The sequence below is a fragment of the Roseateles rivi genome (assembly GCF_043555845.1).
In the GTDB taxonomy this organism is placed as follows: domain Bacteria; phylum Pseudomonadota; class Gammaproteobacteria; order Burkholderiales; family Burkholderiaceae_C; genus Roseateles; species Roseateles rivi.
This window is the reverse complement of sequence record NZ_JBIGHZ010000001.1, coordinates 162,357-175,428: the sequence shown is the minus strand read 5'-3', so window position 1 is coordinate 175,428 and position 13,072 is coordinate 162,357. Positions and strand designations below refer to the sequence as shown.

Genomic DNA, 13,072 nt, shown 5'->3' with positions numbered 1-13,072 from the left:
CACTCAGAACAGTTCCAACACGCCGGTTGAGCCGCCTTGAGGGGATGTGCGCATGAATTCTGTGTATTGGTCGGGCGACCAAAGTAGGTTGAAGATAAAGCGCTGCACGATCCACAAGGGCTCGGCCGATTTGCGCTGCTGGTCGCTCAACCGATAGCGCACGCACAGCTGCGGGTCCGTGGTGCCAAAGCTGATGTATTTGTGCGCGTGGTTGATCACGATGGGCACCTGGGTTTGCTGGTTGGCAAAGGCCTGCGGCGGGATGTAGCGATTTTTGAAAGCACCCCAAATCAGGTTGGTGCATTCGCCCAGCAGGTTGTTGATCTCGCGAAAGCTCAAGTCACCACCAATGCCCTCCATGCTCATCCCCTGCAGCACGCCTTGGCGCAGCGCGCTTTCTTCGGTTTGCAGCATCATGAAGCCGCGGCACCAGGTGCTTTCGATGGGAATGAGGGTGGAGACTTCGCCATAGATGATGCGGTCGTGCACCACATAGGGCGGGTCGGCCTGCACCTCGGCGTTGGGGAACATGGCCAGCAAGGCCTCTTGCGTCAGGGCCACGATGCCCTCCACCAGCTCGGCGGGGTAGCGCACGATGAAGATGGATTTGTCGACGATGCCACGCAGCGCGTCCATATCGCCGCTTTGCCACTCGTACTGCACCGAGGCTTGCTCTTCGTCGTTCAAGGCACGGCTGTCACTGCGGCGCAGCACGATGGGCAGCTCGGGCCGCTGGCGGTGAATGCGCTGGGCCAAGTTGAAGGCCGTACCGTCGTCCACAGGCAGATCCTGAGCCAACAGCACACCCGCCAGGTCCTTGTGCTGAGCCAGGGTGGCCAAAGCATCATGAGCGCTGCGCAGCAGAGGCATCAGCCCCACCGAGCGACAAAACTCCGACAAAGGGCGGTACTGAGCCGGATCGTGGTCCAGCAGCAGCACCTTGGCTTCGAGTTGCGTGGTATCGCTCATAGGGGTGTATTCCGTACGGCCTGGGTGGATGCAGCATGCCAGCCCAACAGCTGGGCTGGCGCGGTGCATCGGCACAGACTCCAGGACGAATTCACATCGCCCTCGAGTTCCTGAGCCAAACGCCCGCAACCCAAGTCATATCGGACGCTCGCGACGGGACTAAAGCCTCCTATTCAAGGGGTGCCTCCCATATTCAGTGTCCAGCCTGAACTACCGAAATAGACAGCACAAGCGCGTGCCAGCTGCGCGGCACAGAAACCAAGCATGGGGAGGAGCCCACCCCGCCTCAGGCCTTGGTTGCAGGCCAACGCGCGAACTCCGTAAGTGCGCCAACTCGAGCGCGCCACCTGAAATCATTGATGAGGGATGTTCATGTTTGATCTACCTGCCCGAGAGTCTTTGCCTCCCCAAGGTGCCTGCGCCGAGCCACCGCTACACCCGAGCGAGACGGCTGGCGTCAGCGCCTCACCGTCCGCCGAAGCCGCCCTGCCCTCGCTGCGCGTGCTGGTGGTGGACGACCAAGCCAGCTTGCGCGCCTTGCTCAAGGCCCAACTCTCGGCAGCGGGGCACGAGGTGACCTTGGCCGACGGTGGCGCCCAGGCGCTGGACGCCTTCAAGCGCTACCGCCCCGACGTGGTCTTGCTCGACGTTCACATGCCTGTCCATGACGGCTACTGGGTGGCCGCGCGGCTGCGTGAAATTGAACAGGAGCGCGGCGCCTGGACGCCCATCATCTTTCTCTCCGCTCTGGGGCAAGACCACGACTTGCAAAAAGGCATTGCCTGCGGCGGAGACGACTACCTGATCAAACCCGTCTCCTTGGTGGTGCTCAAGTCCAAGCTGCGCGCCATGCAACGCATACGGCTGTTGCAAGGTCAGCTCCTGACGGTGTCTGACGAACTGCGCCGCTCCAACGCCAAGCTCCTGCGCTTGTCGATGGAGGATGGACTGACCGGGCTGGTCAACCGCCGCACGCTCGACGAGCGCCTGCGCCATGAGGTGCTGGAAGTGCAGCGCACGGGCCGACCACTATCGCTGCTGCTGTGCGACATCGACCACTTCAAAAACTACAACGACACGCTGGGCCACCAGGCAGGCGACGAGTGCCTGCGCCAAGTGGCGCGCTACCTGCTCACCTCCTGCCTGCGTCCCAACGATCTGGCCGCACGCTACGGCGGTGAAGAATTTGCCCTGGTGCTGCCCAACACCCCGCACGGCGGCGCCCTGGCCTGGGCTCATGCGCTGCGCAAAACGCTGGCCGACACACCGCTGGAGCACCCAGCTTCGCCGGTGGCGCCGCATGTCACGCTCAGCTGCGGGGTGACCACTTTGCGCGCCGACCAATCAGCCTCGCCCGAGCTGCTGCTGCAGCGGGCCGACGAAGCCCTCTACCACGCCAAAGAATTGGGCCGCAACCGCTACTACAGCGCAGACTTGCAGCGGGACGGCTTGACCTTGGGAGAGCAGGAACTGGCACGCTTTGATTGAACCCGGTGTAGTCCCCAAGGGGGAGCACACAAGGGCTCGCCGATACTGTATGCATGAACAGTTGCCCATGCCTTGAACTGGAAACACTTCGCCGCTACGCCCTGGCGCGCAGCCTGTTTGCCCCCACCACACTGCCCCAGGCGCTGGCACGGCTGGGCTTTGTGCAGGCCGACCCGCTGCGCGCCCCGGCGCGCGCGCAAGACCTCATCCTCTACCAGCGTGTGCGCCACTACCGCGCCGGGCAGCTGGAGCAGCACTACCCCCGTCTGGCCGTGGCCGAGGACTTTTTCGTCAACTACGGCTTTGTCGTCCCGCAGCTGCAAGCCCTCATGCACCCGCGCCAGCCGCGCAAGGTGTGGAGCGCCGAACATGCCGCGCTGGCCCAGGAGGTGCTCGCCCATGTGCAGCACGCTGGCAGCGCCCACCCCAAGGACGTGGACGCCGCACTTCAGCATGGCCGTGTCAGCAACTGGTTTGGCGGCAGCAGCCGCCTGAGCACCGAGCTGCTCGATGCCCTGCACTACCGCGGCGCCCTGCGCGTGGTGCGGCGCGATGCAGGCACGCGCGTCTACGCCCCCGCACCGCCCTGGCCTGGCGTGGCTGAGCCTCAACAGGCCATGGACCAGCTGCTGGACGCCGTGGTGGCACTCTACGCCCCGCTGACGCGGCGCAGCCTGGGCCAGCTGCTGAGCCACCTCGGCGGCGGCGCCCCGCAGTGGGAGCACCTGCGCAGCGCCACCCTCAAGCGCGCCCTGCAGCGCCTGCCCAGCGCAGAAGTGGCCGGGCAGCAATGGTTCTGGCCCGTGGGCGAAGCACCGCGCGCCCTGGCGCGGCGTTGGCGCGGGGCCCAGCGCGTGCGCTTGCTCGCACCTTTTGACCCGGTGGTGTGGGACCGCCAACGCTTTGAACTCTTCTGGGGCTGGGCCTACCGCTTCGAGGCCTACACCCCCGCCGCACAGCGCCAGCGCGGCCACTACGCCCTGCCGCTGCTGTGGGGCGAGGAGGTCATCGGCTGGGGCAATCTGCGTGTGCAAGACGGCCGCCTGCACGCGCAGCTGGGCTATGTCAGCGGCCAAGCCCCGCGCACACCGGGCTACGCCGCCGCCCTGCAGCAAGAGCTGGCCGGCATGGCGGTATTTTTGGGCGCCACATCAATCGCAACGTGCTGACCCCCAAGGCCAAAGCCAGCTGTATGCGCGTCTGCGCGAAAGTCATGGGTAGGGAAGAGGACCGAGCGCGTCTCATCGGTATAGATGAACTTAGGCGCTCACCAACACAGGCGCAAAGGTCTGCGTCCTTAGCATGCAAGCCCCTGTTGAAAGAAGCCATGCCTGACACTTATACCCCCCGTTTCGACTTCAACGCCAAGGTCCAGGATTGCGGTCGCGAGCCCGGCGTGCATGACTACGATCGCGCCGCTCAGGCTATCGACTGGCCCTTGGTCGACTACTCCCACTGCCCTGAAACACCGGACCAGCTGGCCTTGAACGCATGGTTGGTGCGCCAGCCCTTGGCGGGCAAGCGCGTGCTGCACATTGGCTGCGGAAACTCCTCAGTGGCCCGGCTTTGCGGCCAAGCAGTGCAGGTGCTGGGCGTTACGGTCGCGCCGCAAGAGCTCGCACACGCGCAAAGCCAGCAACTACCTAATTACACGGCGGTACTGTGCAACAAACACAGTCTGGAATTCGCCCAGCAAATGCGCGAACAGCAATTCGACATCGTGCTCGACAACAACATAGCCAGCTTTGCCTGCTGCCAGCGACACCTGGAGCGTTACATGCAAGCGCTGTGCGATCTACTGGCCCCCGACGGGCTGATCCTCACCCATTGGCTGGGCATGCAATGGACGCTAGATGTGGGTGTCGACGATGTCGAGACTGTATGGAAGCTTGACGCCGACAAGCTACAACGCCTTGCCGCCGCCTTTGGCCTGGGAGCGCAACGCGAGGGTGATGTATTTGTTCTACAGAAGGGAACTTGAGGTAAACCTCTGGCGCCCCTGGGCTAGGTCCCTTCGTCTCTAACCCGTGCCGCATGTCTACCGTATCTGGCCGCATCTCGTCGATCAAGAGTCGGTTACGAGCATGTTGTTGGATGTTGCAGGGGGCACCATCGACGCGTCTCAAGAGGGCACCGGTGGTGGTCGCGCATTGGGCTGTCCACGGACCCTTCGCTCAGTGCCGCAGCTCCTGACCATACCGACAAATAGCCTTACAAGCGCGGCGTTTGCCTCGCATTTTTGAGCCACGGCCTGACAGCCTGGCTTTAGAATCGGCCCCTGTTTCGAGGAGCGTTGCAACTGCGGCCATGGTGGCCCGGCCAGGCTCGAAACCGCCGCTACTCCGATGCCCGCAGCTGGTGCATCGGCGGCCCATGCAACTGCGCTCACCCGTTGACCCTTGGTGGCCGGGTGAGACTTTGTCTGAAGACATCGGCTCTGCCCGAACCACCAGCGTCAACGCTTCTGCCCCGAAGGAGCTTGTATGAACGCTGCCACGCACACGCTGTCGCCCGACCAGTTCGCCATCAAAGACCTCACGCTGGCCGAATGGGGCCGCAAAGAGCTCAACATCGCCGAGCACGAAATGCCCGCGCTCATGGCCATCCGCCGTGAGTACGCCGCCAGCCAGCCGCTCAAGGGCGCGCGCGTGGCCGGCAGCCTGCACATGACCATCCAGACCGCCGTGCTGGTCGAAACCCTGCAAGCCCTGGGTGCCGAAGTGCGCTGGGCCTCCTGCAACATCTACTCCACCCAAGACCACGCCGCGGCAGCCCTGGTGGCACGCGGCACGCCCGTGTTCGCCTACAAGGGCGAAACGCTGGAAGACTACTGGGACTACACGCACCGCATTTTTGAATTCGGCGCCAAGGGCGCTGCGGGCGAAGGCCCCAACATGATTCTGGACGATGGCGGCGACGCCACGCTGCTCATGCACCTGGGCCAGAAGGCTGAGAAAGACCTCTCCGTGCTGGCCAACCCCGCCAGCGAAGAAGAGCGCGTGCTGTTTGCCGCCATCAAGGCCAAGGTTGCACAAGACCCCACCTGGTACACGCGCAAGAGCGCCGAGATCATCGGCGTGACCGAAGAGACCACCACCGGTGTGCACCGCCTCAAAGAGATGTCGGCCAAGGGCCAGCTGCTGTTCCGCGCCATCAACGTCAACGACTCGGTGACCAAGAGCAAGTTCGACAACCTCTACGGCTGCCGTGAATCGCTGGTGGACGGCATCAAGCGCGCCACCGACGTGATGGTGGCGGGCAAGATCGCCGTGGTGGCGGGCTATGGCGATGTGGGCAAGGGCTCGGCCCAGGCGCTGCGCGCGCTCTCGGCCCAGGTGTGGGTGACCGAGATCGACCCCATCTGCGCGCTGCAAGCCGCCATGGAAGGCTACCGCGTGGTGACCATGGAGTACGCCGCCGACAAGGCCGACATTTTTGTGACCGCCACGGGCAACAAAAACGTCATCACCTACGAGCACATGGCCAAGATGAAGGACCAGTCCATCGTCTGCAACATCGGCCACTTCGACAACGAAATCGACGTTGCCGCGCTCGAAGCCAAGTGCCGCTGGGAAGAGATCAAGCCCCAGGTCGACCACGTCATCTTCCCCACGGGTCGGCGCATCATCCTGCTGGCCAAGGGCCGCTTGGTGAACCTGGGCTGTGGCACCGGCCACCCCAGCTATGTGATGAGCTCCAGCTTTGCCAACCAGACCATCGCCCAGATCGAGCTGTTTGCGCACAAGGACGCCTATGACATCGGCCAGGTCTACGTGCTGCCAAAGCACCTGGATGAGAAGGTGGCGCGTCTGCAGCTGACGCTGCTCAACGCCCAGCTCACCGAGCTGAGCGAAGAGCAGGCCGCCTACATCGGCGTGCCCAAGCAAGGCCCTTACAAGGCCGACAGCTACCGCTACTGATGCGCGCCGACCAACGCCTCCTGGCGCTGCAGCTCGCCCCCTCGCGCTCGGCCGCCCAGCGGCTCATCGAGCGCGGGGTGGTGCTGCGCGCCTCGGGCAGCGTGGTCAAAAAAGCCGGCGAAGACGTGCCCGAGCACGAGCTGCTGCAAGTCACCGACGCGGCGGAGCTGCGCTACGTCTCGCGCGGTGGCCTCAAGCTCGAAGGCGCGCTGGCGCACACGGGCCTGGCCGTGGCCGGGCTCACGGTGCTGGACATCGGGCAAAGCACCGGTGGCTTCACCGACTGCCTGCTGCAACACGGCGCCGCGCAGGTGGTGGGCGTGGATGTGGGCCATGCGCAGCTGCACACGCGGCTGCGCAGCGATGAGCGCGTCACCGCGCTCGAAGGCCTGCACGTGCGCCAGCTCAGCGGCTCGGCACTGGCACAGCACGCGCCGGCGGGCGGCTTTGCGCTGATCGTGGGCGATATGAGCTTTATCTCCATGGTCGGCGCCTTCGCCCATCTGGCGCCTTGGCTGGCGCCTCAGGGCCAAGTCTTGCTGCTGATCAAACCTCAGTTCGAGCTCGGCCCCCAGGCGCTGGGCAAGGGCGGTTTGGTCAAAGACCCAGCGCTCTACCCCCAGCTGCAAGCACGCACGCTGGAGGCCGCGCAAGCCCAGGGCTGGACGGTTGAGGACTACTTCAGCAGCAGCATTGCCGGGGGCGACGGCAACCAGGAATTCTTTTTGTGGGCGCGCCCAAGCCAGCACGCCCCCACCCGCACAGGAACCACAAAGACATGAGCACCACCCCCACCGGGAGCACCCCCGTCAGCTTTGAGTTCTTCCCCCCCAACACCCCCGTGGGCGCGGACAAGCTGCGCACCGTGGTGCAGGAGCTCAGCGCCGTCTCGCCCCAGTACTTCAGCGTCACCTACGGCGCGGGCGGGGCCACGCGTGAGAAAACCCTGGCCACGGTCAGCGCCATTGCGGCCACCGGGCACGAGGCCGCACCGCACCTCTCCTGCGTGGGCTCCACGCGCGAAGGGCTGGCCGAGATCCTGGCCACCTACCGCGCGCAAAACATCCGCCGCGTGGTGGCCTTGCGTGGCGACTTGCCCAGCGGCACCGCCACCGCGGGCGAGTTCCGCTACGCCGCCGAGCTGGTGCGCTTCATCCGCGAAACGCAGGGTCAGGACTGGCATATCGAAGTGGCCGCCTACCCCGAGTACCACCCCCAGCAGCGCTATGCCGCACGCGACTTGCAGCACTTCGCTGACAAGATGCAGGCCGGGGCCAATGGCGCCATCACGCAGTTCTTCTTCAACCCCGACGCCTACTTCCACTTCGTCGACGAAGCGCGGCGCCTGGGCGTCACCCAGCCCATCGTGCCGGGCATCATGCCCTTTCACAACTACGCACGCATTGCGCAGTTCGCGGCGCGCGACGGCATTGAAATCCCGCGCTGGGTGGCCCTGAAGATGGAAGGCTATATGGACGACACCGCCAGCATCCGTGCCTTTGGCCTGGATGTGGTGGCGCGGCTGTGCGAGCGCCTGATTGCCGGGGGCGCACCGGGCCTGCACTTCTACACCTTGAACCAAAGCCAGCTCGCACTGGAGCTGTGCCGCCGCCTAGGCCTGGCGGGCTGAAGACGCAAGCGCGGGCTGTGGCGCTCAAGCCGCAGCCCTGGCGCTTTGCTTGAGCCACATCAACACGCGCCAGCAGCCCGGGATAACCCGCGGTCCACTTTGAGATGGCTCAAATGCGGGCCACGGTGCGCGGGTTGCAATGCCTCCATCCCAACACCGATGGAGTGATTCATGAAAAAGACCCCGCTGATCGCCGCTGCTGTTCTGAGCCTGATCGCTGGCGCTGCCGCCGCCCAACAAGCCGGTGACATCGTGGTTCGCGCTCGCGCTGTGCACCTGGATTCGGCCAACGGCAACAACGCCCAGCTGACCAACACCCTGGCCTCGCTCAAGGCGGGCAAGGCCTCGATCAACGACAAGTGGCTGCCCGAGGTGGACATCAGCTACTTCTTCAGCCCCAACCTGGCCGCTGAGCTGATCCTGACCTACCCGCAAAAGCAAACCCTGTCCATCGACGGCCTGGGCAAGGTGGGCAGCTTCAAGCACCTGCCCCCGACCCTGACCCTGCAGTACCACTTCCTGCCCAACCAGACCTTCCGTCCCTATGTGGGCGCTGGCCTGAACTTCACCCACATCTCCAGCGTGAAGTTCGACGCCAATGTCTCCGCGCTGAACCTGAACCTGAAGCGTCAGAGCTACGGCCTCGCGTTCCAAGTCGGTTTTGACGTGGCACTGGACAAGAACTGGCTGCTGAACGTGGACCTGAAGAAGGTGCAAATCGGCACCACCGTGAGCGCTGGCGGCACCGACGTGGGCAAGTTCAAGGTCGACCCGCTGCTGCTGGGCGTGGGCGTGGGCTACCGCTTCTGATTTTCCTTCCCAGCCACTGCTAGAGCCGCCCCAAGGGGCGGCCGCAGTTCAAAAGGCTTTGGGCCGTGTGCGGCACCTGTTGAGGTGTGGCCCACGGCCGTTTTGCTTTTGGGGCCTCAGCCCAGCGCGGCAAAAGCGTCGCGGCTGAGGTTTTCCGGCGCGCCCTGGGCACGGCACACCACATCGTCTTCGATGCGAATGCCGCCAAAAGGCAGGAGCTGCTCGACCCGGGCCCAGTCCACCGCCGCCCCGGCGCTGCTGGCACGCAGCTGGCGCAGCAAGGTGGGGATGAAGTAGAGCCCCGGCTCGATGGTCACGCACATGCCCGGCAGGAGGTCGCGCGTCAGGCGCAGGTAGCGGTGGCCCGCGGGTTTGTCGCGCGTGCCGCCTTGCTCGCTGGCCAGAAAGCCGCCCGCGTCATGCACCTGCAAACCCAGCAGGTGGCCGATGCCATGCGGGAAGAAGGCGCTGGTGACTTGCTGCGCCAGCATGGCTTCCTCGCTCATGCGCACCAGACCTTGCTCGCGCAGGATGCGCGCAATGTGGCGGTGCGTGCTGAGGTGGATGTCGCGGTAGTCGCAGCCCGCGCGCACCTCGTCCACCAGCGCGAGCTGGGCCTGCTCCATGGCCGCCAGCAGGGCCTCGAAGGCCTCAGCCTGCGCGCCGCCAAAGCTCCAGGTGCGGGTGATGTCCGAGGCGTAGCCATGCACTTGCGCGCCTGCGTCCACCAGGAGGCTGCGGGGCTGGGTCGGGCGCGTGCTGTCCTGGTACTGGTAGTGCAGCACCGCGGCGTGTTCGTTGATGCCCACGATGTTGCCGTAGGGCAAGTCGCGGTCGGTGTGGCCGCTGGCCACCAGATAGGCGCGGTGAATCTCGGCCTCTGAGCCGCCGCCCAGAAACGCCTCGCGCGCGGCCAGGTGCGCGCGTGCCGCCAGCCGCGAGGCCTGGCGCAGGCTTTGCAGCTCGTAATCGGTTTTGACCGCGCGCTGCCAGTGCAGGCTGTCCAGCAGCGGCTGCGGGTTGTTGGGCACCAGGTGCTGCAGCGCCGCGTCGGCCTCGCCCACAATCGCCAGGCCCTGGGCGCTGGCGGGCAGGTGCTGCAGCGCTTGCTCGGGCGCGCTGATGATGCGCAGCTCAAACTGCTCCACCCAAAAGCCAGTGGGTGGCGCGGGCGGCACATGCCAGTAGTCGTCGGGCTGGTAATACACCAGCAGCGGCTTGTGCCCCGGGCGCACCAGCAACCAGCTGTCGGGGTGGGCGCACAGCGGCGCCCAGGCCTTGAAATGCGGGTTGGGCTGGAAGAGGTAGGGCCGGTCGTCCAAGAAGCCGTACTTCTCCACGCCCGAGGCGATCAGCAAAGCCTCATGGCCGCTGAGGCTCAGGGCACGTTCGGCGCGCTGCTGCAGCTCGGCCACATGGCGGCGGTGCAGCTCGTCCCAGGCGGGGCTGGCGTTGGCGGTGTCTTTCATCACTTCACACTCAAACAGAAGGGTTGTCCCAGGCGACCCCGGCCTCGGTGAGCATGGCATCGAGCCGGACGTCGTTGGGTTGATGGCGCAGCAGCGGCAAAAAGCCCTGCTGGTAGCCCAGCCCCGCCACCACCGGGCGCGGCTGGATTTGCGTGATGGTACGCAGCATGAAGCCCCCGCCATAGCCCAGGCGCAGGCCCGCCGGGCCATAGCCCAGGCAGGGCAGCAGCAGCAGCTCGGGCTCGAAAGCCTCGGTGTCTTTGGGCTTGGGAATGCCCATGGCGTCTTCTTCCATGGGGCAGCCGGGGTACCAGACGTGAAAGCGCAGCCGCCCGTGCTCGCGGTCCACCACCGGCAGCCCGATGCGCCGCTGCGCGTCGACCTCGCTCCAACGGTAGAGCGCGGGCAGCGGGTCGAACTCGCCCTTGATGGGCCAGTAGGCCGCAATGCGCTGCTCCTTGCGCGCCACCAGCCACACGCGCAGCACCTGCTGCAGCTGCTCGGCGGCTTGCAAGCGGTGCGGCATGTCCAGCCGCTGCTGGGTCAATTGGGCACGCAGCAGGGCCCTGTCCTCCAATCCACTTCCCACGTCTGGCTCCACAAATGTTGTTGGCTCGGGTCCGTCCATTGTGCGCCGCAACGTGCAGCCCCCACGGCAGTGAAACACCGGCGGCGCAACACCCGTGGAGCCCTCCCCGCCGCGGGGGTGCAGACTCAGCGCGAGGCCTGAGGCGCGGGCGCGTCGATGAGCCGGCGCAGGAAGGGCACCAGCAAGGCCAGCGCCAGCGCCATCACCAGCGCCCCGCTGCCCAGCTGCGTGAAGAGCTGGCTGTAAGCCGGGTTGGTGACCAGCGCGGCCGCGCCCTCGGCGCCCTCGGGTGTGGCCACCACGCTGGAGAAGTCGGCCGCGAACAGCGAGGCCAGGCCCGAGACCAACATCCAGCTGCCCATCATCACGCCCTGGTATTGGCGCGGCGCCAGGCGGCCAATCATGGCGTAGCCAATGGGCGAGATCAGCAGCTCGCCCAGAGACTGCAGCACATAGCTCAGCGCCAGCCAGCCAAAGTCCACCCGGCCCTGCGTGTCAGCCAGCGCAATGCCTGCGGGCAGGGCCAAAAAGCCCAGGCCCATGAGCAGCAGCGAGGCCGCGAACTGCTGCGGCACGTCCACCGGCCAGCCGCGCTCGCGCAGCCGCATGAAGGCGTGCGCCAGCGCCGGGCCACACAGCACGATGACGATGGTGTTGATGTTCTGCACCCACTGCGGCGCCACGGCCATGCCCGCAATCTCCATGCGCACATTGCCCACGGCAAACAGCTGCAGCCCGCTGGGCGCCATTTGGTAGAGCGACCAAAACACCAGCGAGCCCGCCGTCAGCACCAGATAGGCCCACATGCGCCGCCGCTCGGCCGCCACAGGGTGGCGCAGCGTGAGCACCACCAGCGCCACGGCCACCGCCGCGCCCACGAGCTTGAACATCTGCCCGGTGTCGCTGGGGTGGTGCAACAACCACCACAGCAGCGGCACCAGCGCCAGCACAATCGCCCAGCCCGCCACAAAACGCAGGCGGAACTGGCCAGGCGTGACGCCCAGCAGCGGCGTGTCGCGGTCGGCCAGGGTGCGCCAAAACGCCATCGACAGCGCAATCGACGCCAAGCCGCCCAAGGTGGCAAAGATGAACAGCGCGCTGTAGCGCTGACTCAGCTGGAAGTAGCCCGCCACCGCAAAGCCCACGAAGAAGCCCAGGTTCATGCCGGCGTAGTTCCACATGAAGGCGGTTTCGCGGCGCTGGTCTTCAGGCGCAAAACGCTGCGTCAGCATCATGTTCAGGCAGGTGACGTTGAGCCCGCTGCCGGTGAGAAACAGCGCCAGGCCCCAGTACAAATCCTCCAGCCCGCCGCGCGCAATCAAGGCGCAGCCCAGCACCTGCAGCACCATGCCCCCCACAAAGAGGTTGCGGTTGCTCAGCAGCCGCCCGCCCAGATAGCCCCCAAAGAGGTGCAAGCCGTAGTTGAAGGCACCAAACACGCCCATCATCAGCGCCGCCTGCGCGTTGCTAAAGCCCATGCGCTGCGTGGCGTAGAGCACCAGGCTGGAATACAGCACGGCGTAAGCCAAAGTGGCAAACACCTGCACAAAAAACAAAACGGCCGAGCCGTCAGGAATGCGTGCCAGCACAGACGCGGCGGCACGAGGCGGGGTGGGGGCAGAAGTCAAGATGCAGCTCCAGACGGGCCGCCGCCCCAGCGGCGGGCGGCCCCAAGCGCGGCATCTTAGTCGGTGGCTGGGCGCCAGCGCCCCAGCTTGCCCACCCTCCAACCCATGGGGCGCTGCACCGGCCTGGGGCACATCTGCACCCGCACCTGCGGCGGCACCAGCAGCTCAAAGCGCGCGGGCCGCAGCGCCTCCACCACCACCACCAGGCCCGGGGGCAAGTCCAGGATGTCGCCCGGCCCCATGGCCCAGTCCGGCGCCGCGCCGTCCATCACCGTCGGGGTGATCCACAACCGCCCCGCCACCACCCGCACCCGCAGGCCCTGCGCCCCCACCGTGTGGCGCAGCAACTGCGCCTGCGCCAGCTCCCACCAAGCCCCGCCCGCGTCCTCCCGGCTCAACACCGGGGCCAGCAGCACGCCGTTGATCCATGTAAAAAATACATTGGTCACCACACCCTCCTGTGTCCGCAAGATTGCGCCAATTGCCGTCAAATCGACACTCAACGACAAAACATCACGGCAACTTCAAACGGATACTAGGGATTGCGCGGGGCGCACGTCCAATGAATG

At 65.8% G+C, this 13,072-nt stretch carries 12 protein-coding genes and 1 riboswitch; of the genes, 7 read left to right on the top strand and 5 right to left on the bottom strand.

Annotation, left to right across the window (positions count from 1 at the left end):
* Window positions 1-3: 3 nt before the first annotated feature.
* A complete protein-coding gene (locus ACG0Z6_RS00740) occupies window positions 4-969 on the bottom strand; it encodes a chemotaxis protein CheX (RefSeq protein WP_394457866.1) in 966 nt (321 codons plus the stop codon).
* A 372-nt stretch (window positions 970-1,341) separates the two neighbouring features.
* On the opposite strand from ACG0Z6_RS00740, the gene ACG0Z6_RS00735 reads away from it, so the two are divergent.
* The 7 genes from ACG0Z6_RS00735 to ACG0Z6_RS00705 all read left to right on the top strand — a co-directional run bounded on the left by ACG0Z6_RS00735 (window position 1,342) and on the right by ACG0Z6_RS00705 (window position 8,817).
* Window positions 1,342-2,457, top strand: coding sequence for a GGDEF domain-containing response regulator (locus ACG0Z6_RS00735; protein ID WP_394457864.1), 1,116 nt, complete (start codon window positions 1,342-1,344; stop codon window positions 2,455-2,457).
* Between the two features lie 53 nt (window positions 2,458-2,510).
* The gene (locus ACG0Z6_RS00730; RefSeq protein ID WP_394457862.1) at window positions 2,511-3,626 is read left to right on the top strand and encodes a DNA glycosylase AlkZ-like family protein; all 1,116 of its coding nucleotides are present in this window, start codon (window positions 2,511-2,513) and stop codon (window positions 3,624-3,626) included.
* Between the two features lie 146 nt (window positions 3,627-3,772).
* A complete protein-coding gene (locus ACG0Z6_RS00725) occupies window positions 3,773-4,438 on the top strand; it encodes a class I SAM-dependent methyltransferase (RefSeq protein ID WP_394457861.1) in 666 nt (221 codons plus the stop codon).
* 298 nt (window positions 4,439-4,736) lie between these two features.
* A riboswitch (S-adenosyl-L-homocysteine riboswitch) is annotated at window positions 4,737-4,851 on the top strand.
* An 89-nt stretch (window positions 4,852-4,940) separates the two neighbouring features.
* A complete protein-coding gene (gene ahcY, locus ACG0Z6_RS00720) occupies window positions 4,941-6,377 on the top strand; it encodes an adenosylhomocysteinase (protein ID WP_394457860.1) in 1,437 nt (478 codons plus the stop codon).
* Complete coding sequence (locus ACG0Z6_RS00715) at window positions 6,377-7,159, top strand: TlyA family RNA methyltransferase (protein WP_394457858.1); 783 nt, start codon at window positions 6,377-6,379, stop codon at window positions 7,157-7,159. Before ahcY ends, ACG0Z6_RS00715 begins: the two co-directional genes overlap by 1 nt.
* Complete coding sequence (metF, locus tag ACG0Z6_RS00710) at window positions 7,156-8,007, top strand: methylenetetrahydrofolate reductase [NAD(P)H] (protein ID WP_394457857.1); 852 nt, start codon at window positions 7,156-7,158, stop codon at window positions 8,005-8,007. Before ACG0Z6_RS00715 ends, metF begins: the two co-directional genes overlap by 4 nt.
* A gap of 171 nt (window positions 8,008-8,178) precedes the next feature.
* A complete protein-coding gene (locus tag ACG0Z6_RS00705) occupies window positions 8,179-8,817 on the top strand; it encodes an OmpW/AlkL family protein (protein WP_394457855.1) in 639 nt (212 codons plus the stop codon).
* 116 nt (window positions 8,818-8,933) lie between these two features.
* Here ACG0Z6_RS00705 and pepQ read toward each other — a convergent pair whose 3' ends face one another.
* The 4 genes from pepQ to ACG0Z6_RS00685 form a co-directional block, all read right to left on the bottom strand.
* Window positions 8,934-10,286 (bottom strand): Xaa-Pro dipeptidase, encoded by a 1,353-nt coding sequence (gene pepQ / locus ACG0Z6_RS00700; RefSeq protein ID WP_394457853.1) that lies wholly within the window; start codon window positions 10,284-10,286, stop codon window positions 8,934-8,936.
* 10 nt (window positions 10,287-10,296) lie between these two features.
* Window positions 10,297-10,914, bottom strand: a complete 618-nt coding sequence (locus ACG0Z6_RS00695) for a 5-formyltetrahydrofolate cyclo-ligase (RefSeq protein WP_394457852.1) — start codon at window positions 10,912-10,914, stop codon at window positions 10,297-10,299.
* Between the two features lie 86 nt (window positions 10,915-11,000).
* Window positions 11,001-12,503 (bottom strand): peptide MFS transporter, encoded by a 1,503-nt coding sequence (locus ACG0Z6_RS00690; RefSeq protein ID WP_394457851.1) that lies wholly within the window; start codon window positions 12,501-12,503, stop codon window positions 11,001-11,003.
* A 56-nt stretch (window positions 12,504-12,559) separates the two neighbouring features.
* Window positions 12,560-12,952 (bottom strand): DUF2917 domain-containing protein, encoded by a 393-nt coding sequence (locus ACG0Z6_RS00685; RefSeq protein ID WP_394457849.1) that lies wholly within the window; start codon window positions 12,950-12,952, stop codon window positions 12,560-12,562.
* Window positions 12,953-13,072: the final 120 nt, after the last annotated feature.